Here is a 21572-nt window from a genome sequence, read left to right on the forward strand (position 1 = left end):
CAGTAAGATGTTCGCTGGTTTTCCGCGATAAAGGAAACGATCAAATTTCATTCATCCCATCGGACTTCCAATTGACCGCCGAGGGCCCTCACTCCTCTATTAATGGCTTTGAAGTTGGGGGACTTGCTGCGGTAACCGCGTGTCTGAAAGTAACGCCCTGTTCCGGCCTCCTCGTCGGCATCCCGCATAGTCCAGCGTGTATCGTAGCAACGGCCCCGAAATTGATCGAGTGCCAGAATACCCGTGATTTTGTAAGGTTTTTTCTTGCGACGATATCCGTAATAGCGGGCCGCAGACTGAATTTTCTGCCATTCTACGCCAGGGAAAAATCTGCAAATCTCTTCTCGGCTGGCTTCTGGATAGAGTTTCCGCAGCTTTTGTCTTGCTGGCCACTCCCAAGATTGCTTGCGTGGAACCAAGCCCAGCTTTTGACAGCGCGTCTGGATCGCCTTTTTGGTTCGCGTATCCAGAACCTGACATAGGGCAAAGTAGTCAGGATAAAATATCCTGCAGACCAAGTCTTCTTTGTCCGTCCAAAGCTTGTGGCCGCTGATCGTAAATCCCGAACGCAGAATTCTTGACCGCGCGCGCTCTGCCGAAACAGCGTTCCTCGCCAGATAGGCTAGATCCATGGTAATCTCAACAACCGGGGAGCTAAGCCTTTTTCACGTTCATAACGCGAAACGGATTAAACGTTCCCGCCTTGTCGGTGAAGTTTTCCGCGATAGCTTTCGGCAGGCCGTTCAATTCTCGGAGTTTATAAGCCAGGTTGGCGAACTCCAGTTTGAGCCGGTCAATTTCATGCGCTCTGACCTCAACGATCCGCGCTTCGATTTCAGCTTTCTGACGAAGGAGTTCATCCAGTTCAGACATGATAACGCTCCAAGTATGGTCGGATTAATTCCGGCTTGTTGGAAACAAGAGCCCAGCATCTTGTTTTCCACTCGAGCGTTTCTTAAGTCGTTTTTTTAGCAGATATATGAAGCCATTGGACGACAATGACGGTCAAATAAAGGATAGTCGAAATCGGGTATCCTTCACAGACCTACAAATGCTCCCGATTGTCCGTATTCTGCTCCGCCCGATCCCGATAAAGTGCCGCGCGGCCGAGCAGCATCAGGGAAACCGGGGTCGTCACCGTCATGAAAATGCCGATGAAGATTTCGTGGAAGGCGAAGCGGTCGCCGGACACTGAGAAATAGATGATCGATGCCATGACGATGCCGCCGGTGCCCCAGCTGGTGCCGAGGGTTGGCGCATGCAGGCGCTCATAGAAGCTGTTGAGCCTGGCAAAGCCGATCGTGCCGATCAGCGTCAGCGAGGCGCCGAGGAGGACGAAGAACGCCACCAGGATGGCGGCCCAGAGCGGAAATTCTGCAGCATTGTTCATTCGATCACCTCGCCGCGCATCAGGAATTTGGAGAGGGCGACGGTGGAGACGAAGCCCAGAATGGCGATCAGCAGCGATGCCTCGAAATAGATGTCGTTGCCGGTGCGCAGGCCGAAGGTCAGGAGAAGCAGCATGGCGTTGACATAAAGCGTATCCACGCCCAGCACGCGGTCCTGCGCACGCGGGCCGATGGCGATGCGATAGACTGATATCGTCATTGCGATGGCGAGCATGAACTGTGCCAGCGAAAAGGACCAGAAAAGGATAATCGAACTCATTCGAATATCTCCATCAGCAGTTTTTCATAACGGTTCTTGATGAGGCTTATCCAGGCAGCCTCATCCACATCATCGAGAACGTGAATCAGAAGCGTGCCCTGGCTGGAATTATATTCGAGCCATGCGCTTCCCGGCGTCGAGGTCAGGATCGTCGCGAGAACGGCCAGCGCCATGGGGTCGCGAATATCGAGCGGCACCGCGAGGAAGCCGGATTTGCGGTTCTTTTCGCGCTCGAACAGGATGATCCTCACGACCGAGAGGTTGGACCTGACGATATCATAAAGCACGATGAAGATCAGCTGCACCAGCCTGTGCCAGTTGCGGATGCGCGGCTTGGCTGGCCTCAGCGACGCCATCGCCCAGGAGGCGATAAGCGCGACACAGGTGCCAAGCAGCAGGTGCCCCGGCGAAAAGCTGTTGATCGTCATCCAGAAGAAGATCAGCGAGATCGTCAGCAGCGGATAAGGCAGGATACGGCTCATCATGGTTCCGCCTCCGGGTTCGTTCCCGCTCTCGGGGCGGAAATGACACCCTGAATATAGCTTGCCGGCAGATCGAGAATACGCGCCGTTTCCTGCATGTAACGCATCACTGGTCCTGCCTGCACGGTCATGGCAAGCGTCAGGCCGAGCAGCAGCATGATCGGCGCGATTTCGATGACGAGCACGCGCGGCACGGTTCCTTCGATGGAGGCCCAGAAGGTGCGGATGCCGGCGCGCGTCATCGAGATCAGCGAGGCGAAACCGGCAAAGACGATCAGGAAGACAAGCCACCAGGAAAGCGTGGAAACGCTGTCATTGGCGCCAAGCCCGGAAGGGTTGAGAATGGCGGTCAGCATCGAGAATTTGGCGATGAAGCCTGAGAGCGGCGGCAGGCCGGCGAGAAGAATGCCGCAGGCGGCAAAACAGGCGCCGAGCACCGCCATGGTGGCGGGCATGGTCACGCCGACTTCTTCCTCCTCATCCTCGTCTTCGCCCTCGCCATAGGCTTCCATGGTCACGGCAAGAACGTTCGCGCCCGCATCCTGCCCGCGTTCCACCAGCTCGATCAGCATGAAGAAGGCGCTGATGGTGAGGGTGGAGCTGACCATGTAATAAAGCGCACCGGCCGCAACCGTCGGATTGCCGGTGCCCATGGCGGCAAGAAGCGTTCCCGATGAGACGAGAACCGAAAAGCCGGCGAGCCGCCCCAGCGCCTGTGACGCAAGAACGCCGATGGCCCCGAAGATGATGGTGGCGATGCCGCCGACAAGCAGGGCGTCATGGCCGAAACCGGCGGATTCCCCTGCCGTCTGCCCGAAAAGCAGGAAGGACAGGCGGGCGATGACATAAATGCCGACCTTGCTCATGATCGCGAAGAGCCCGCCGACCGGGGCCGACGCCGCACCATAGGCGGAAGGCAGCCAGAAATTCAGTGGCCACATGCCGGCCTTGACCAGAAACGCAACGCCCAGAACCGCCGCTCCGGTCTCCAGCAGCATACGCTGGTCGGAGTTGAGGCCTTCGATACGATGGGCGAGGTCACCCATGTTCAGCGTGCCGGTCACACCATAGATGAGGCTGACGCCGATCAGGAAGAACAGGGCGGCAACGAGGTTGATGGCGATATAATGCAGCCCCGCCTTGACGCGCTGCTGGCCGGAACCGTGCAGCAGCAAACCATAAGAGGCCGCCAGCATCACTTCGAAGAAGACGAAGAGATTGAAGAGGTCGCCGGTCAGGAACGCACCGTTGACGCCCATCAGCATCATCTGGAACAGCGAATGGAAATGCGCGCCGGACTTGTGCCACTTGGCCATGGAATAGATCAAAGACGGGATGGCAAGCAGCGCCGTCAACAGCACCATCAGGCCGGAGAGGCGATCGGCGACGAGCACGATGCCGAACGGGGCCGGCCAGTTGCCGAGCAGGTAGACGCCGCTCGAAACTACCGCGGCGATCTCGGTATTGACCGTCGAGTTCACCTCGCGGAACAGCAGGATGGCGACCACCAGCAACAGCACGGTAGAGGTGAGGCTGATGGCGGCTTTCGCCACGCGCTGGCGCTCGTCGAAGAATAGCAGCAGGGCTGCTGTGATCAGCGGCACCAGAATGGGGGCAATAACGATGTGGAAGGGGAACGACATCATTTCGACTCCCTCCCGTCCACATGGTCGGTGCCGGTGAGGCCGCGGGCGGCGAGCAGCACGACGAGGAACAATGCGGTGGTGGCAAAGCCGATGACGATGGCCGTCAGCACCAGCGCCTGCGGCACGGGGTCGGCGAGCGTAGAGCTGTCGACACCGTTGACCAGCACCGGCGGTGCATTGGTCTTGATGCCGCCGACGCCGAAGATGAAGAGATTGACGGCATAGGACAGCAGCGACAGCCCGACAATGACCTGATAGGTGCGCGGACGCAGCACCAGCCAGACGCCGGAGCCGGTCATGATGCCGATGCCGATTGCAAGAATGAGTTCCATTACACGTCCTCCGCTTTTGCGGCTTCAGGCGTGCGAACGCGGTAGTTACGCAACGATTGGTGTGCCAGTGCTATCAGGATAAGAACGGTGGAGCCGACGACCAGCGAGAAGACGCCGAGATCGAACAGCAGGGCGGATGCCGTGGGCATTTTGCCGATATAGGGTATTTCCGTATATTGGAAATAGGACGTCAGGAACGGGTAGCCGAAATACCACGAGCCGATGCCCGTCGCCGCCGCCATCAGAAGGCCGAAGCCCATCCAGCGCAACGGCAGGATGCGGATGCGGTCTTCCGCCCAGCGTGCGCCGCCAGCGAGATATTGCAGCAGGAAGCCAATCGCCATGGTGATGCCGGCCGCAAAGCCGCCGCCCGGCATATCGTGGCCGCGCATGAACAGGAAGATCGAGAAGGTGATGATGACAGGGAACATCCACTGCATCACGATTGATGGCACGTAGAGATAGTCGCGAACCGTGTCCCCATTGCTGCGGTCGGGTCTTTCCGCATCGAAGGCGTTCTGCATCTGCTGCTGTTCCGGCACCCCGATGCTTTCATGGGCAGGGCGGAAACGGCGAAGCAGCGCAAAGACGGTGAGCGCCACGATGGCCAGAACAGCGATTTCGCCAAATGTATCGAAGCCGCGGAAGTCGACAAGGATGACGTTGACGACATTGGTGCCGCCGCCTTCCGTATAGGCGCGCTCCAGGAAATAGGTCGCAATCGCGTTCGGCACGGGCAGCGTCATCACGGCATAGGCGATGACGGACATGCCGATGCCGCTTGCGGCCGCCAGCAGGAAGTCACGGGCGCGGCGAAGCTGCGCCGGGAACTCGTTGCTGCTGTCGACTTTCTCGAAGCGTTTCGGCAGCCATCTGAGGCCGAGCAGGATGAGAACCGTGGTGACGATTTCCACCAGTAGCTGGGTGATGGCGAGATCCGGCGCGGAAAGCCAGACGAAGGTAAGGCAGGTGACGAGCCCCGAGACGCCAAGCATCACGAGGGCGGCGAGGCGGTGATATTTCGCCTGCCAGGCAGCCCCCATCGCGGCGATCATGCCGATCAGCCAGAGGATGGCGAAGATCGGATCGAAGGTCGTCACGCGCGGTAGCGATAGGGAGAATTCCGAGAGGAAGAGCGGCGAGAAACCGGCAAGAAGCGCGACAAGGATCAGAAGCCTCAGCTGCGGCTGCAGACGCCGCGTGCCGAGCGTGCTTTCCAGCCACCGCGCCCATTTCCAGGACACGGTGACGAGAATGCGCTCGAAGATGCGCTGTCCCCGCAAATGCCGGAAGACCGGCGGGCCGTCGTCGCAGCGCGAGAAATAACCGCCAAGCAGGACATAGATGGTAACGCCACCGATCAGCGCCGCAATACTCATGATGAGCGGCAGGGTGAAACCGGGCCAGATCGACAGGCTGTAGACGGGTGGCTGCGGACCGAGAACGGAAAGCACGGCCGAATGCAGGAACGGGCCGATGGACAGGCTCGGAACGATGCCGACGATCAGGCAGGCGAAAACCAGGAACTCGATCGGGAAACGCATCCAGCGCGGCGGTTCGTGTGGATTGGGGTTCGGCAGATCGACGGGGTTGGGGCCGAAGAAGACCGGGTGGATGAAGCGCAGCGAAGAGGCGACGGCGAATGCGCCGGAAAGCGTCGCGACATAGGGCAGCGCGCGGTCGAGCAGCGAGTCGGCATGGGTTTCGACGGCCTCGGCAAAGAACATTTCCTTGGAGAGGAAGCCGTTGAACAGCGGCACGCCGGCCATGGCCGCGCTCGCCGCCATGGCGAGCGTCGCGGTCGCGGGCATATAGGTATAAAGTCCGCTCAGCCGCCGCATGTCGCGGGTGCCGGTTTCATGGTCGATAATGCCGGCGGCCATGAAAAGCGAAGCCTTGAAGGTGGCGTGGTTGACCATGTGGAAGATGGCCGCAACCGCCGCAAGCGGGCTGCCGAGGCTGAGCAGCGTGGTGATGAGGCCGAGGTGGCTGATGGTGGAATAGGCCAGCAGCCCCTTCAGATCCTGCTGGAACATGGCGAAATAAGCGCCAAGCAGCAGCGTGATGATGCCGGCCGCACCCACCAGCCAGAACCATTCCGGCGTGCCTGCCAGTACCGGCCAGAACCGTGCGAGCAGAAATACCCCTGCTTTCACCATGGTGGCGGAGTGCAGATAGGCGGAAACGGGTGTGGGCGCCGCCATGGCGTTGGGCAGCCAGAAATGGAACGGAAACTGCGCGCTCTTGGTCAGCGCGCCGCCGAGAATAAGGATAAGCGCCGGCAAATAGAGGGAATGGGCGCGAATGGCGGCACCGGCCTCGATGATCTTGTCGAGATCGTAGCTTCCCGCCATATGGCCGAGGATCAGCAGTCCGGCCAGAAGGCTGAACCCGCCGATGCCGGTCACGGTCAACGCCATGCGCGCACCGTCGCGAGCGCCGGCATTCTGGTGCCAGTAGCCGATCAGCAGGAACGAGAAGATACTCGTCATTTCCCAGAAGATCGACAGCAGGATGACGTTGCCAGAGAGGACCACGCCGAGCATTGAGCCCATGAAGGCGAGGAAGAAGGCGAAAAAACGCGGGATCGGATCTGCAGCCGACATGTAGTAACGGGCGTACAGCACCACCAGTAGGCCGATGCCGGTAATCAGCATTGAGAAAATCCAGGCGAACCCGTCCAGCCGCAGGGTAAAGTTCAGGCCGAGCTGGGGCAGCCATTCCACATCATATTTAAGAACCGCGCCGCCACTGACGCTCGTATAAAGAAAGATGCTGCTGACAAGCCCGAAAAGGGCGACTGCGCCCGCGACGGAGGCGGGGGCTGCGGCTACACCCTCGCGCGGCATGAAAGCCGTCAGGAGCGCGCCAACGAAGGGCAATGCGACAATAAATGGGAGAATGATTGCAAGTGTCATATGCGGCGGCGGTTTTCTCTCTGGAATGGGAGCCTACGGCGGGGTTCCGACGCCTCCGATCCCTCAAGGTTCGCAATGAACCCGATGATGATGACCGCCGGAATGACTAATACATAATATGCGGAGGCGCGCGTGGAACCACGCTGGCAAAGTCTCGGGAAGTTTGTGGCACGATGGCAACAGCAGCGAGCGAGGCTTCGGCGTGATCCCTGAGGTTCGGGGCGAATGAAGCGAACTCGCTGTAGCGAAGGCCCGAACCGGCATCGCCGGTCCTGCAGCCGACATCGTTGCCGCTATCGCAAGCTTTTTCGCGAAGGGAAACGGAACGGCCCGGATCGACGCTCTGCAATCGCTCGAGGCGGCTGGTTTTGGAAAGGGGCTTGATGCCGGAGGGCGCCTGAAAGCCGATCATGACGAGCAGGCTCGCGACCACGAGACCGATCAGCACTTGCGGATGGCGCCTTGAACTGCGGCCTTTCTCCATCCATGGCAAGTTGGCATCTCCTTGATCGTAAAGGTCTCTTTAAAGCATCACCGTTGAGCGAATATCCTGTTGATTTGTTTTAGGGGAAGCCGGACATGCTTGTCCAGCGCGCAGGCGGGAAAAACCGCCCGCAGCGTCCGATTCCTTTTCGTTTTTGCCCGTTTGCGGCAAAGTGAGGGCGGCATTGGCTAAAAGCTTTTACAAATTTTACCGTTTGACGCCGACGCCTGTGTTTCTTAACTTTCAAGCAAGGAATTAACCATAAAGATTGATGGTATTTCCACGGCGGAATGGGGTTCTCTCCCCTTCCAGGCATGACGCCGCACTGCCGTACCGGTGCCGATCCGGTATTTTCGTTTCTTGGTTCAAGAAGGTCTGGCAAGCGTCGATGCCGCATCGTCCGCGATGGGTATGTTCGTTCAAAAATCCCCTTTAGGGTGCTGGCGTTCTGAACCTTGGCCAATTTGGCCGGGTTTTACCGGCCGTCATGTTATTGGGGACGTCGGTTGGGGCAGGACTTGCCATCAGATCAAGCGCGCAGGTCGGCAGGCGGAAGCCTGGCGGGACGGTTGCGTTTTGCCGGCCTCGATGAGACGCAATCCGATTTCCTGCGCAGCTATCGCAGCATGCTGGAGCCTTACGTCAAGGCCGGCCTGCGGGACGTGATGACCCGTTTCCAGTCCATGCCGGACTGTTCCCCGTCCTTCGAAAGTGAAAATCAGCTCGACCGACTGCACGATCTGCAATCCTCGCACTGGAGCGTTTTGACGGATGCGCGTTTCGATGCGCTTTATGCCGAGCGGGTGAAGGTTCTCTCCGATAATTCCAGCCGCATGGGGCTTGATCCGCGCTGGCAGATCGCCAGCCACGCGGTGGTTCTGGAACATCTTGTCGGCGGACTGGTGGCCGAACATGCGCCGCGCTCCATCCTGCCCGGCAACCGCAAGAAAACCCGTGAACTGGCGGAAGCCGTGAAGAACGTCGTCCGTCTGGTGATGGTTGACACGGAAATCGCCGTCTCGCTGCGTTTTAACGAATTGCGCCTGCGCCATGGCCGGGAGCTGGCCGAGCAGCGTGACAGTGACCGCTCGGAAGCGGCGACGTTGCTGGGCACCGCATTGACGGCCTTTGCTGCAGGCGATTTGCAGGCCCGCATCGGCGGCGATGTACCTGAAGCCTATCGCGACGTTGCGGCTTCCTTCAATACGGCGCTGGAAACGATCGGCGCATCGCTGATCGCGGCGCAAAACAACATCGGCGAGGCTGAGGCGCTCGGCGCGCGGTTTGCCGATATGGGCCGCTCCATCGCGGAGCGTTCCCGCCAGCAGGCCGAAGCCCTTGCCGAGACCTCCCGTGCGATCCAGGCGATGATCGGTAACGTTGCCGAAAACGGCGCCCGCATAGCGGCGACGGAAAAGGCGGTTTCCAGCGCTCGCGATGCGGCTGTCGAAAGCGGCCGGGCGATCGGCGAGGCGATCGACGCCATGTCGGACATCGAACAATCCGCCGAGCAGATCGGCAGGATCATCGGCACGATTGACGAGATTGCTTTTCAGACAAATCTTCTGGCCCTCAATGCCGGCATCGAGGCGGCGCGCGCGGGTGATAGCGGCCGTGGTTTCGCCGTCGTCGCGCAGGAAGTCCGGGCGCTCGCCCAGCGGTCTGCAGATGCCGCAAGAGAGATCAAGAGCCTCGTCGGCACCACGAAGACGCAGGTTGAGGGCGGCGTGCGCATGGTCAACCGCACACAGGACGCAATCGGCGGCGTCGTCCGGCAGGTTTCAGGCATCAACGACATGATCGCGGAAGTCTCCCGGCATACGGCCGAGCAGGCCGGCGAACTGCAATCGGTTGCCGCCGATATTGGCGGGCAGCAACGGCAGGCGGACCGGAATGCCGTCGATATCAGTGCGAGCGCCTCCGAGGCCGACGCGCTTCAAACCGTCATTCTGGAACTCGGCCGCACCATCCGCGAATTCCGCATTGCCCGTCAGGGGCAGGCGAAGGCGGCGTCCGGTGCGGACCGGCAGGACACTTCATTTATGGCCCGTGCGGATAACCGCACGGATTACGGCCAGGATTACCAACAATTCAGACGCCAAGGAGTCATGTAATGGCAGCCAGAAAAGCAGCTGAGGCGACGCTGAAACTGTCACCGGTGCTGGATCTCAACGAAGCATCGGCCCTGCACGGCAAGCTGATGACGCTGAGAGGAGCACCGTTGTCGGTCGACGCGTCCGAGGTGGAGCGTATCGGTGCACTTTGCGCCCAGGTCCTCATGGCCGGCGCGAAGTCCTGGGAGGAGGATGGCAAGCCCTTCGGTTTTGCCAGGGTGTCCGATGCATTCGACAAGACCATGAAACTGATAGGCGTCGATATTGACCATTTGCTCCCCAAGGAGATGCAAAAGTGAAGAAAAAAGTTCTTACCGTGGATGATTCCCGGACGATCAGGAACATGCTCCTGGTCACGCTTAACAATGCCGGTTTCGAAACCATTCAGGCCGAAGACGGCATCGAGGGCCTCGAAGTGCTCGAGCAGAGCAACCCCGATGTCATCGTGACTGATATCAACATGCCCCGTCTCGATGGTTTCGGCTTCATCGAGGGTGTGCGTCGCAACGAAAAGTACCGGGCGATCCCGATCCTCGTTCTGACGACCGAAAGCGATGCAGAAAAGAAGAACCGCGCCCGTCAGGCCGGTGCGACCGGCTGGATCGTCAAGCCGTTCGACCCTGCAAAACTCATCGATGCCATTGAACGCGTAACCGCCTGATACGGGACATTTCACGATGGATATGAACGAAATCAAGGAAATCTTTTTCCAGGAATGCGAGGAGCAGCTCGCCGAACTGGAATCGGGGCTTCTTAAATTGAATGACGGCGACCGTGATCCGGAAACCGTCAACGCCGTTTTCCGTGCCGTTCATTCCATCAAGGGCGGGGCTGGTGCCTTCGGTCTCGATGATCTCGTGGCTTTCGCCCACGTTTTTGAAACGACCCTCGACTGCGTCCGCTCCAACAAGCTGGAGCCGACCCAGGATGTTCTGAAAGTCATGCTGCGCTCCGCCGACGTGCTGGCGGACCTGACCAACGCGGCAAGAGACGGCGGCAGCGTCGATGAAAGCCGCACCCGTGGCCTCGTGAAGGAACTGGAAGCGCTGGCAAACGGCGAAGCCGTTCCGGCATCCGCGCCGGCTCCCGTCGCCGTAAAGGCACCGGAACCCGTGAAGGCCAAGCCGACGGATGAGAGCGGCTTTGAGCCGATCCCGTTCTCCTTTACGGACTTTGCCGACGAAACCACGCCGCTGATGGAAGTGCCGTCCTTCCAGATCACCTTCAAGCCGCATGCGTCGCTTTATTCGAAGGGCAACGAGGCGGCACTTCTGCTGCGCGATCTCTCGCGCATCGGCGAGATGAGCATCAATTGCGACATGTCGGAGCTGCCTTCGCTCGACAAGCTCGATCCTGAAGCATCCTATCTCTCCTGGACGGTTTCGATCGCGACCGACAAGGGCGAAGAGGGTATCCGCAGCGTCTTCGAATTTGCCGAATGGGATTGCGATCTGGAAATCGTGCCTGATGTTTCGGCCGTCGCAGGCGGCGATGAAGAGCTTCCGATGATCCCGGTGCCGTTCGACCTTTCGGCTCTCGATAGCGGATCGGAAGAGCAGCCCATCGTTGAAATCGCTACGGCGGAAGCGTCTTATGCTGCAGCAGCCGTCGAAACGGCCGTCGCGACGACGCAGATCGCCCAGAGCGTCAATGCCGCCATCGAAAAGCGCGAGGCTGCGGCCGCGCCTGCGGCAACGCAGGCGAACGCCAACGCAGCGGCCAATGCCAGCGCCGGCCAGACCATCCGTGTCGATCTCGATCGCGTCGACCGCCTGATCAACCTTGTCGGCGAGCTCGTCATCAATCAGGCGATGCTGTCGCAGAGTGTCATCGAAAACGACGCAAGTGGCACGTCGGCCGTCAATATGGGCCTCGACGAGCTGCAGCAGCTGACGCGCGAAATCCAGGACAGCGTCATGGCGATCCGCGCGCAGCCGGTAAAGCCGGTGTTCCAGCGCATGTCGCGTATCGTCCGCGAAGTCGCCGACATGATCGGCAAGCAGATCCGCCTCATCACCGAAGGTGAAAACACCGAAGTCGACAAGACGGTCATCGACAAGCTGGCGGAACCTCTGACGCACATGATCCGCAATGCCGTCGACCACGGCATCGAAACGCCGGAAAAGCGCGAGGCTGCGGGCAAGAACCCCGAAGGCACCATCAAGCTTTCGGCCAAGCACCGTTCGGGTCGCATCCTGATCGAACTGCAGGACGACGGCGCCGGCATCAACCGCGAGCGTGTTCGCCAGAAGGCGATCGACAACGATCTGATCGCCGCCGATGCAAACCTGACCGACGAGGAGATCGACAATCTGATCTTCGCGCCGGGCTTCTCCACGGCAGACAAGATTTCCGACATTTCCGGCCGCGGCGTCGGCATGGATGTGGTCAAGCGCTCCATTCAGGCGCTTGGCGGCCGCATCAGCATCTCCTCGCGCCCGGGCCACGGTTCGACTTTCACCATGAGCCTGCCGCTGACGCTTGCCGTTCTCGACGGCATGGTGGTGACTGTTGCCGGCCAGACGCTGGTGGTGCCGCTGACCGCGATCGTGGAAACCCTGCAGCCGGAAGCGAAGAACATTCACTCCTTCGGCGCCAACCAGCGGCTGATCTCCATCCGCAACTCCTTCTGCCCGCTGGTGGATGTCGGTCGCGTGTTGAACTTCCGTCCGACCCAGGCCGATCCGGTCGAAGGTGTCGCCCTTCTGGTGGAATCGGAAGGCGGTGGCCAGCGTGCCCTGATGGTCGATGCGATCCAGGGCCAGCGCCAGGTCGTCATCAAATCGTTGGAGGCAAACTATACCCATGTTCAGGGCATTGCCGCCGCCACTATCCTCGGTGACGGGCGCGTCGCTCTCATTCTGGATGTCGATGCCATCGTCAGCGCCTCGCGCGGACAGCCACTGAAGCAGGAAATGTCGCTTGCGGCGACAGGTTGAAAGCGGATCATCCATGGCAGCACTTAATTTCAGCGACCAGCGCCAGTCTCCCGACGACGTCCTTGCCAGCGGTGAATATCCGCTGACGAGACGCGACCTGTCGGAAATCGCGGCGATGATCTATGCCGATGCGGGCATCTATCTCAACGACCCCAAGGCGTCGCTGGTCTATTCCCGCCTCTCGAAGCATATCCGCAATCTCGGCCTGTCAGGGTTCCGCGAATATTGCGCCCTTGTATCCTCACCGGAGGGCGCGCCGGCGCGGCGCGAAATGCTGTCGCACCTGACGACGAATTTCACCCGCTTCTTCCGCGAAAACCATCATTTCGAACATCTGCGTGATGACGTCCTGCCGGGCCTCATCGCCCGGGCGAAATCCGGCGGGCGCGTCCGCATCTGGTCGGCGGCCTGTTCCGACGGGCAGGAGCCCTATTCGATTGCGCTCACCGTGCTCGCCATGTTTCCGAATGCGGCGGATTACGATTTCAAAATCCTCGCGACGGATATCGACCCGAAGATTTTGGCGCAGGCCCGCGCCGGGGTCTATGACGACAACGCGCTCGAAACCGTGTCTCCCGCCATGCGCAAGCAATGGTTCGCGGAAGTCGATGCCGGTGGTCGCCGCAAGTTCCGCATTGACGACAAGGTCAAGCGCCTCATTACGTTCAACGAGTTGAACCTGATGACGCAGTGGCCCTTCAAGGGCAATTTCGACGTGATCTTCTGCCGCAACGTCGTCATTTATTTTGACGAGCCGACGCAGATGCGCATCTGGTCGCGTTTCGCCGGGCTGCTGCCGGAAGGTGGTCATCTTTATATCGGCCATTCCGAACGTGTGTCCGGTGACGCAAAGAACCTGTTCGACAATACGGGCATCACCACCTACCGCTACATTGGTCACGCATCCGGGAGGAAGGCATGAGCGCACTCGCACGGGTACTCGTCGTCGATGATTCTCCGACGATGCGCGGCCTGATTTCGGCCGTTCTCAAGGCCGATCCCGAAGTCGAGGTGGTCGGTCAGGCCGGCAACGCCATGGAGGCGCGCGCCGCCATCAAGCAGCTCAATCCCGATGTCGTGACGCTCGACATCGAGATGCCGGAAATGAACGGGCTGGAATTTCTCGAAAAGATCATGCGCCTGCGCCCCATGCCGGTCATCATGGTCTCGTCGCTCACCCACCGCGGCGCGGACGCTTCGCTGGCCGCGCTTGAAATCGGCGCTTTCGACTGTGTCGGCAAACCGGCGCCGGGCGATGCACGCCCGTTCGGCGATCTCGCCGACAAGGTGAAGGCTGCTGCCCGCTCGCAGCATGCCGCTTACCGCGCTGCGCGCCCGGAAGCCGCTGCCGCGCCGCAGCCGGTCCCGGTCAGCGAATATCGGGCGGGTCGCAAGGTCGTCGCCATCGGCTCCTCCACGGGTGGTGTCGAAGCGCTGATCGCCGTGCTGCAGAAATTCCCGGCCAACTGCCCGCCGACCGTCATCACCCAGCACATGCCGCCGACCTTCACCAAGAGCTTCGCCGAACGGCTGAACCGCATCTGCGCCCCCGTCGTGGAAGAGGCGACTGATGGCGCGCGCCTGCAGACCGGCAAGATCTATCTTGCGCCGGGCGGCGAACGCCATCTGCAGATCGCCAACCGGTCTGCACCCTGCTGCCGGCTTGTCGAGCGCGATCCCGTCAACGGCCATCGCCCCTCGGTCGATGTGCTCTTCGATTCTGTCGCCGAGCTTGCCGGCCGCAACGCCGTCGGCGTCATCTTGACGGGCATGGGCCGCGATGGTGCGGCCGGGCTCTTGAAAATGCGTCATGCCGGTGCGCGCACCGTCGGCCAGAACGAAAAAACATGTGTCGTCTATGGCATGCCCCGCGTGGCCTATGAGCTTGGCGCGGTGGAACAGCAATTGCCGTTGGCCTCCATCGGTGAAGAAATCCTGAAACTAACCACTGCCCGCAAAGAAGGTGCTGACTAATGTCTCTCGCAGAAAAGATCAAAGTTCTGATCGTCGACGATCAGGTGACCAGCCGGCTGCTCCTCAGCGATGCGCTGACACAGCTCGGCTTCAAGCAGATCACCGCCGCCGGCGACGGCGAGCAGGGAATGAAGATCATGGAGCAGCAGCCCCATCATCTCGTCATCTCCGATTTCAACATGCCGAAGATGGATGGTCTCGGTTTCCTGCACGCCGTGCGGGCCAACCCGACCACCAAGAAGGCCGCCTTCATCATCCTCACCGCGCAGGGCGACCGCGCGCTGGTGCAGAAGGCAGCCCAGCTCGGCGCCAACAACGTGCTGGCCAAGCCCTTCACGATTGACAAGATGCGCGCTGCCATCGAGGCGGTTTTCGGATCGCTGAAATGATTGAAGCTGCGGCCAAGCGCGTACATATCATTCAGGGCGAGTACAAGGTCATCAGCGATCCCGACGTGGTCATGACGACGATACTCGGTTCGTGCGTGGCCGCCTGTCTGAGAGACCCCGTTGCCGGCCTCGGAGGCATGAACCACTTCCTGCTGCCGGGAACGGGCAATGTGACCGGCGGAGATGCGACGCGTTACGGCGTGCATCTCATGGAGCTCCTGATCAACGGCCTCCTGAAGCAGGGCGCGCGGCGTGACCGGCTGGAAGCCAAGGTTTTCGGCGGCGCGAAGACGATCGCCAGCTTTTCCAATGTCGGCGAGCAGAATGCCATCTTCGCCATGCAGTTTCTGAAGGATGAAGGTATTCCGGTCATAAGCTCCTCCACGGGCGGGGAACACGGCCGCAAGATCGAATTCTGGCCGGTCTCCGGTCGTGCACGTCAGCATCCGCTCAGCGGTGCGGAAACCCAGAAGACGGTTGCCTTGGAAACGCGTCCGGTGCCGGCCCCAAAGCCCGCCGCCAACGACATCGAATTTTTCTAGTCACGGAGTTTCCAATGCAGCTTGCAGAGCACACCGCCACCACTCCGTTCGAAGAAGCCCTGCCGGATGTTCTGATGCGCGTGGTATCGGAATTGCACGATGTCGCCTACCTTATAGAGCGCATCGAACCGCAATTGCTTGAAGTGACCAACGGTCAATTGTCGAGCGACGGCGTCAAGCTCCTGCAGGGCATCGACCTTGCCGTCCAGAAGACCCGTGGCCTTGCCGAATTCATCGATACCGTCACCGGCTCCATTCCCGGAGACTGGATCGTGGATGTCTCTACCGCGCTCAGCCTCGTCAAGCTTGCGGAAATGCAGAAGGCGCTCGGCGCCGCCTTCCGCCATGGCCATTCCCAGCCGCTCGACAAGGCCTCCGGCGACTTCGACCTCTTCTAGCGGCATTTCCGCCGTTGCCTGCCTCTTCGCGGAATGCGGAGAAAGGCAACGCTCGCGCAAGCTTCGCACCCTATTGTCATTACGGGGCCAAAAGGTCTCGGACTCTATGAATGACGGTGCGGAACAGAATGAATCTGTTAAATCAAATCCCTCAGGTCTTGAAGAATGTTGCTGCGCTGGGGCAGACGCGGCTTTTGATGCTGGGCGGCGTGGGCGTTTTGTCCATGGCCATTATCCTTGCAGCAGCGCTCTACGTGAACCGTCCCGCTTACGAGACCCTTTATGTGGGGCTTGAAAAAAGCGACCTCAACAAGATCAGCATTGCGCTCGCCGAATCGGGTCTGGACTTTCAGGTAGGGACCGATGGTTCCAGCCTTCAGGTTCCCGTCGGGCTCACCAGCAAGGCACGGCTGCTTCTGGCCGAGCGCGGCCTGCCTGATAGCGCCAATGCCGGTTATGAGCTTTTCGACAATGTCGGTTCTCTCGGCCTGACCTCCTTCATGCAGGAAGTGACGCGCGTTCGCGCCCTTGAGGGCGAGATCAGCCGCTCCATCCAGCAGATTGACGGCATTGCCGCTGCACGCGTCCATATCGTCATGCCTGACGTCGGCAATTTCCGCCGTGGCGAACAGAAGCCCACCGCATCGGTCATGATCCGCGCCAGCGCCACCGCAGGGCGCAAGGCATCGGCTTCCATCCGTCACCTCGTCGCCTCGGCCGTTCCCGGCCTTGAGGTCGATGATGTGACTCTCCTCGATTCGACCGGCCAGCTTCTGGCCTCCGGCGACGACGTCACCAACGCCGCCATGAACCGCTCGCTGACACTGGCGCAGAATGTTCAGCAGGAAATCACGACCAACATCGACAAGGCGCTGGCGCCTTTCCTCGGCATGGACAATTTCCGCTCCAGCGTGACGGCGCAGCTCAATACCGACAGCCGCCAGATTCAGGAAACCGTCTACGACCCGGAATCACGCGTCGAGCGCTCCATCCGCACGGTGAAGGAAGACCAGAAATCCCAGGAAACGCAGCCGGATACGGCCGCAACCGTGGAGCAGAACGTACCGCAGGCAGCGCCCCAGGGCGGCGGCAGCGGCCCGCAGTCTTCCGACCAATCGGCCAAGAAGGAAGAGCAGACCAACTACGAGATCAATTCCAAGACGGTCGCCACGGTCAAGAACGGCTATACCGTCGAGAAGATTTCGGTTGCCGTGGTCGTCAACAAGGGTCGCATCGCCAAGATGGTCGGCGAACCCGCCGATCAGGCCAAGATCGACGCCTATCTCGCCGAGATGCAGAAGATCGTAACCTCGGCGGCCGGTATTTCTTCCGATCGCGGCGATATGGTGACGCTCACCGCTATGGACTTCCTCGAAACGCAGCTGCTTGATGAAGCCGTAAGTGGGCCGGGCATCATGGAAGTGCTGAGCCGCAATTCGGCCGGCATCATCAACTCGCTCGCCTTCGTCGCCGTCGCCTTCCTCGTCATCTGGCTCGGTGTGCGTCCTCTGGTCCGCACGGTTACCGCCAACGGTGCGGCAGCGGGTCAGCTCAGCCAGGAGACCGCCGGTCTGGAACTGCCGGACTTCTCTCCCGGCATGGATGCGGGCGCAGGTGGTCTCATGGAAGGTTTCGGGGCGGATTTCGGCTTCGACAGCACCGACGATCTTCTTGCAGGCGGCGATGGCGAGGGCACATTCAACCGCCGGGTTCGCGAAGGACCCGAACGCAGGCTCTCCCGCATGGTGGAAATCAGCGAGGAACGAGCCGCCAAGATCCTGCGCAAATGGGCGGTGGAAAAAGCAGCATAATATCAAAAAGGCCGGTTTTACCCGGCCTTTTTTCTGTTTTCGGGCTTTTTGCTATCCTTGGCGGGCGCATCGTGGCAATCTCGTTTTAGGACAGTGTTTACAAAAAATTCAGCAACGATACAGTTTGCTGGGAATTGGCTGAGAATGCCGTTTATGGATTGAACAGCTTTTCAGTATGTTTTTTTAGCAATAGACGAACAGTGAAATACGTGGAAAGGCTGGTGTCAGGTAATGGCAAATCCCAGTCCGTTCCATAAAATGAAGTGATTCGGTCTCCGGGGGCTTGCCGTCCCATTTTGGTAAGCTTCTCGAATGGAATGATTCCATCCCGAGGTATAATCTCCCACTGGGAGCAAGAGGGCGTAGGCGATTGAAAGTCGATGTTGATATCCGCAGGCTGTCTGCCAAGCCTATGGAGGGCATGGGTAAGCCCTTGCCACGCGATCAGCTTGCTAAAAACGTCGCAGCCACGGCTGCTGCCGGTAACGTTGCAGGCGCACTGGATCTGCTCGTAACCTATGCTGGCGCCTCGCATTATCTGCTGGCGCGGGATGATCTTCTCGAAGAAACCGGACTGAAATTCATCGTCACCTCCGACTGGCCTTTTGATCTGGTCCGCAGGCTTGGCCTTGAACTGGCCAACAGCCAGAACAGATCAAGCGAAATGGAGAAATGCCTTTCGCTTCTGCAGCCACGGCTGCTTTTCCTTCCCGATGATGTTGCTGTTCCCTACGGCATAGACCGGCAATATTCGGCACTCTCCTTCTGCGTGGGCCGCATCCGGCTTTCTCTGCTGCTGCTGTTTCCCGAAGAAGCGGTGCCTTCGCCGGAAAGACTGCGCGAAATCGCCCTGCTGACGGGTTATTGCGTCAGTTTCGGCATTGCCAGCGAAGCAAAGACCGTGCGCGATATCGATCTCACGGAGCGTGAGCTTGAGTGCCTGTTCTGGATCGCGGAAGGCAAGACAAGTGACGAAATTGCGATGATCCTTGGCATTTCACGCAATACGATCAATAATTACATCACAAGCGTGATGCGGAAAACCGCGACAAAAACCCGCTCGGAGGCAATTGCCTACGCCGTGCGCAACAACCTCGTATAATGGTCGGACGGATGGTACAGACGAAAGACAATGAGGGTACAGGTCATATGGGCATGTTTTACCGCAGCCCTGTCGTGACGAGCCGGTCGGATCTGTTTCCGAAGCTTGTCGCCATGCAGAAGCTGGTCGGCGCGCGCAATTTCGTGGTGACGAAAGCTGCCGCTTCCGGTTTCCCGAACAAGAAGAAGCTGACCTGCGAGCTCGAAAACTGGGGCATGAATGCCGCAGAACAGAGCGCGCAGTTCATCCGCGCCGTCGGCGATATTCTTCTCGATCATATCGAGACATCGCTTTTGCCGGTCATCTGGCGCAACAAGAATGCCGGCGGCTTTGCCGATCTTCCCGATGTGCCCGCACTTCTGCGCCGCATCGAGAACGACACATTGCCCTATGCGGGGCTCGCCCTGCCGGTGCGGCTTGGCACCATCGGCAACGGTTATATCGTCTTCTGCGGCACCAACCTCGTTCTCGACAATGAGGTCGTGATCGAGCAGCACATCAAATGCTGCGAGATCATGGTGGACATGCTGGCGCTGGACGAGCGCAAGGCGGCACCCTCCGAAGCCTTGAGCGAGAGGGAAATCGCCTGCCTGCAACTGGCGGGGGATGGCCGTATCAGCGAAGAAATCGCGGTCAAGCTCGGGCTTTCCGTGCACACCGTCAACGCCTATCTCGGTTCGGCGACGATCAAGCTCGATTCCGTCAACCGTATCCAGGCGATCGCCAAGGCTATCAGGCTCGGTTACATCCATTGATGGCGGGCGGGTTTTCCCCGCCCCTCCCAGGCCGGCGGCCCCGAACCGGCATTTGCGCCTCCCTAAAAGGCGCTATCGTCACTTCGCGTTTTTTTAACAGTTGCCTACTAGAACTTTTATAAGTTTGGCTTTGGGGAACTGTTTCATGCACAACCGGCTCTTTAAGTCCGTTGCTGGCAAGGTTGTCGCGCTGACGATCGGCCTGATCACGCTCAGCGTGGCGGCAGTTGGTTTTTCGACCTATATCCGCTTGAAGGACAATATCATCACCACCGCGCTGCGCGATACGCACAGCGCAATGCGCAGCATGGCGATCCTTTACGAACTGAAGGTCGGCGGCGTCGCCCTCGAAATGGTGGATGGGGACCTCAAAAGTGTGGGTCGCGCCAGCATCGGAACGATGCGCGACAATGATCTCGTCGACCGCACCGCAGCCGGTAACGGCGGTATTTCTACCGTGTTTGAAGCCAAGGGCGGCGAATTCATTCGCATGACCACCAATCTGAAGAACGAAAAGGGCGAGAGAGCAGCCGGCACCAAGCTTGCTACCGATCATCCCGCTTTTGCGAAAGTCTCCAAGGGTGAGGCCTATTTTGGCACCGCCACGCTGTTCGGCACCAGCTACATGACCGGTTACATGCCTGTCACGAACAAGACCGGCGCAACCGTCGGCATCCTGTTCGTGGGTGTTCCCATGGACGTCTACGATGCGCAGATATACAGCCTGCGCGACATGATGCTCATCTGCGGCGCGCTCGCCATGCTTGGCGTCGGACTGCTCGCCTACTTTGTCATCAAGCGCACGCTTCAACCCCTTGGCAAGTTGACCGATGCGGTGAAGTCCCTTTCGGACGGCAATCTCGATACGCCGATCCCTTACGCCACCAACACCAATGAATTTGGCAACATCGCCCGCGCGCTGGTGATTTTCCGCGAAAATGCGCTTGAGAAACTGGCGATCGAGGGCAAAAGCGCCGAAGAACGCTCTGCGGCGGAGTCCGAGCGTTACCGCAACGACGCCGAGAAACAGGAACTCGACAGCCAGATCGAATTTGCGGTCGGCGAGATCGCCTCTGGTCTCGGCAGGCTGTCGCGTGGCGATCTGAGCCGCACGATCGAGACGCCTTTCGCTGGCCGTCTCGACCGTCTGCGCACGGATTTCAACGAATCCCTCCTCAACCTGCGCGATGCGCTGGGGCAGATTCGTGAGCGCACGCTCATCATCCAGCATAGCGGCTTTGAAATCGAGCAGTCGTCGGTCGATCTGTCGAAGCGCACCGAGAATCAGGCCGCCTCGCTGGAAGAGACCGCTGCCGCTGTAGACGAAATCACTGTCACCGTCAGATCCTCGGCCGAGCGTGCGCGGGAGGCCAATGAGGCCGTGCGCATCACCAAGCAGAGCGCCGACAGTTCCGGTTCGGTCGTCAGCAACGCCGTCGACGCCATGGGCCGCATCGAAGATGCCTCGCGCAAGATCGAGCAGATCATCGAGGTCATCGACGACATTGCCTTCCAGACCAATCTTCTTGCCCTGAATGCCGGCATCGAGGCGGCGCGTGCGGGCGAAGCGGGCAAGGGTTTTGCCGTCGTGGCGCAGGAAGTGCGCGAGCTTGCACAACGCTCTGCCGACGCGGCGCGTGAAATCAAGCAGCTCATCAACCAGTCGACGCAGGAAGTCAGTTCCGGATCGAAGCTGGTGCAGGAGGCGGGCACCGTGCTTTCCGCCATCAGCCGGCAGATCGTCACCGTCAGCCAGCATGTCGAAACCATCGCCACGGCAACGCAGGACCAGTCCTCGGCACTTCATAACGTCAACAGTTCCGTCAACCAGATGGATCAGATGACCCAGCAGAACGCGGCCCTTGCCGAACAGTCGAGTGCGGCCAGCAGCATATTGTCCGGCGAGGTGGAAGCGCTGCTCGATCTCGTTCAGCGTTTCCAGATGGAACATGGCTCGGCGACCGGCAGGGATCGATTGAGCCGTGCGGCCTGACACGCTTATTCAGACGTAAACACCT

General features: G+C 59.8%; 22 protein-coding genes. 13 read left to right on the forward strand and 9 right to left on the reverse strand.

From position 1 onward, the window contains the following. Positions 1–47 precede the first annotated feature (47 nt). The 9 genes from ASB65_RS01965 to ASB65_RS02005 form a co-directional block, all read right to left on the reverse strand. Positions 48–632, reverse strand: coding sequence for a hypothetical protein (locus ASB65_RS01965; protein ID WP_060722880.1), 585 nt, complete (start codon positions 630–632; stop codon positions 48–50). 22 nt (positions 633–654) lie between these two features. Continuing rightward, positions 655–873, reverse strand: coding sequence for a hypothetical protein (locus tag ASB65_RS01970; RefSeq protein ID WP_153463473.1), 219 nt, complete (start codon positions 871–873; stop codon positions 655–657). Between the two features lie 172 nt (positions 874–1045). Continuing rightward, positions 1046–1390 carry a monovalent cation/H(+) antiporter subunit G gene (gene mnhG, locus ASB65_RS01975; RefSeq protein WP_035227592.1) on the reverse strand — a complete coding sequence of 115 codons (345 nt, stop codon included), beginning with the start codon at positions 1388–1390 and terminating at the stop codon, positions 1046–1048. Continuing rightward, positions 1387–1668, reverse strand: a complete 282-nt coding sequence (locus ASB65_RS01980; RefSeq protein ID WP_003503490.1) for a K+/H+ antiporter subunit F — start codon at positions 1666–1668, stop codon at positions 1387–1389. The genes mnhG and ASB65_RS01980 overlap by 4 nt, the downstream gene beginning before the upstream one ends. Next, positions 1665–2153 (reverse strand): Na+/H+ antiporter subunit E, encoded by a 489-nt coding sequence (locus ASB65_RS01985; RefSeq protein ID WP_003503489.1) that lies wholly within the window; start codon positions 2151–2153, stop codon positions 1665–1667. The genes ASB65_RS01980 and ASB65_RS01985 overlap by 4 nt, the downstream gene beginning before the upstream one ends. Beyond that, complete coding sequence (locus ASB65_RS01990; RefSeq protein WP_060722882.1) at positions 2150–3796, reverse strand: monovalent cation/H+ antiporter subunit D; 1647 nt, start codon at positions 3794–3796, stop codon at positions 2150–2152. The genes ASB65_RS01985 and ASB65_RS01990 overlap by 4 nt, the downstream gene beginning before the upstream one ends. Continuing rightward, entirely contained in the window at positions 3793–4128 is a 336-nt protein-coding gene (locus tag ASB65_RS01995; RefSeq protein WP_003503487.1) for a Na+/H+ antiporter subunit C, read from the reverse strand. Before ASB65_RS01995 ends, ASB65_RS01990 begins: the two co-directional genes overlap by 4 nt. After that, positions 4128–7046, reverse strand: a complete 2919-nt coding sequence (locus tag ASB65_RS02000; protein WP_060722883.1) for a monovalent cation/H+ antiporter subunit A — start codon at positions 7044–7046, stop codon at positions 4128–4130. Before ASB65_RS02000 ends, ASB65_RS01995 begins: the two co-directional genes overlap by 1 nt. 106 nt (positions 7047–7152) lie before the next feature. Next, positions 7153–7530: a hypothetical protein gene (locus ASB65_RS02005; RefSeq protein WP_003503485.1), complete on the reverse strand. Its 378-nt coding sequence runs from the start codon at positions 7528–7530 to the stop codon at positions 7153–7155. Between the two features lie 518 nt (positions 7531–8048). Between ASB65_RS02005 and ASB65_RS02010 the strand changes: the two genes are divergently transcribed. The 13 genes from ASB65_RS02010 to ASB65_RS02070 all read left to right on the forward strand — a co-directional run bounded on the left by ASB65_RS02010 (position 8049) and on the right by ASB65_RS02070 (position 21547). Then, on the forward strand, positions 8049–9644 hold the full coding sequence (locus ASB65_RS02010) for a globin-coupled sensor protein (protein WP_233282984.1): 1596 nt from the start codon (positions 8049–8051) through the stop codon (positions 9642–9644). Further along, on the forward strand, positions 9644–9943 hold the full coding sequence (locus ASB65_RS02015) for an STAS domain-containing protein (protein ID WP_003503483.1): 300 nt from the start codon (positions 9644–9646) through the stop codon (positions 9941–9943). Before ASB65_RS02010 ends, ASB65_RS02015 begins: the two co-directional genes overlap by 1 nt. Continuing rightward, the gene (gene cheY1, locus ASB65_RS02020; RefSeq protein WP_003493773.1) at positions 9940–10305 is read left to right on the forward strand and encodes a chemotaxis response regulator CheY1; all 366 of its coding nucleotides are present in this window, start codon (positions 9940–9942) and stop codon (positions 10303–10305) included. The genes ASB65_RS02015 and cheY1 overlap by 4 nt, the downstream gene beginning before the upstream one ends. Before the next feature lie 16 nt (positions 10306–10321). Then, on the forward strand, positions 10322–12583 hold the full coding sequence (locus ASB65_RS02025) for a chemotaxis protein CheA (protein WP_003503479.1): 2262 nt from the start codon (positions 10322–10324) through the stop codon (positions 12581–12583). 13 nt (positions 12584–12596) lie between these two features. After that, positions 12597–13505 (forward strand): protein-glutamate O-methyltransferase CheR, encoded by a 909-nt coding sequence (gene cheR / locus ASB65_RS02030; RefSeq protein ID WP_060722885.1) that lies wholly within the window; start codon positions 12597–12599, stop codon positions 13503–13505. Next, on the forward strand, positions 13502–14557 hold the full coding sequence (gene cheB / locus ASB65_RS02035; RefSeq protein WP_003522763.1) for a protein-glutamate O-methylesterase CheB: 1056 nt from the start codon (positions 13502–13504) through the stop codon (positions 14555–14557). The genes cheR and cheB overlap by 4 nt, the downstream gene beginning before the upstream one ends. Next, positions 14557–14946 carry a chemotaxis response regulator CheY2 gene (gene cheY2, locus ASB65_RS02040; protein WP_003503467.1) on the forward strand — a complete coding sequence of 130 codons (390 nt, stop codon included), beginning with the start codon at positions 14557–14559 and terminating at the stop codon, positions 14944–14946. The genes cheB and cheY2 overlap by 1 nt, the downstream gene beginning before the upstream one ends. Then, entirely contained in the window at positions 14943–15488 is a 546-nt protein-coding gene (gene cheD, locus ASB65_RS02045) for a chemoreceptor glutamine deamidase CheD (protein WP_060722886.1), read from the forward strand. The genes cheY2 and cheD overlap by 4 nt, the downstream gene beginning before the upstream one ends. A 14-nt stretch (positions 15489–15502) precedes the next feature. Further along, positions 15503–15886, forward strand: a complete 384-nt coding sequence (gene cheT, locus ASB65_RS02050) for a chemotaxis protein CheT (protein ID WP_003503465.1) — start codon at positions 15503–15505, stop codon at positions 15884–15886. 128 nt (positions 15887–16014) lie between these two features. Next, entirely contained in the window at positions 16015–17697 is a 1683-nt protein-coding gene (fliF, locus tag ASB65_RS02055) for a flagellar basal-body MS-ring/collar protein FliF (protein ID WP_003503464.1), read from the forward strand. Between the two features lie 370 nt (positions 17698–18067). Beyond that, on the forward strand, positions 18068–18799 hold the full coding sequence (gene visN / locus ASB65_RS02060) for a transcriptional regulator VisN (protein ID WP_003503463.1): 732 nt from the start codon (positions 18068–18070) through the stop codon (positions 18797–18799). A gap of 53 nt (positions 18800–18852) precedes the next feature. Further along, complete coding sequence (gene visR, locus ASB65_RS02065) at positions 18853–19554, forward strand: transcriptional regulator VisR (protein ID WP_003522758.1); 702 nt, start codon at positions 18853–18855, stop codon at positions 19552–19554. A gap of 145 nt (positions 19555–19699) precedes the next feature. After that, positions 19700–21547, forward strand: a complete 1848-nt coding sequence (locus tag ASB65_RS02070; RefSeq protein ID WP_060722887.1) for a methyl-accepting chemotaxis protein — start codon at positions 19700–19702, stop codon at positions 21545–21547. Positions 21548–21572 lie beyond the last annotated feature (25 nt).

Origin of the sequence: Agrobacterium tumefaciens str. B6, assembly GCF_001541315.1 — a bacterium.
Lineage (GTDB): Bacteria > Pseudomonadota > Alphaproteobacteria > Rhizobiales > Rhizobiaceae > Agrobacterium > Agrobacterium radiobacter.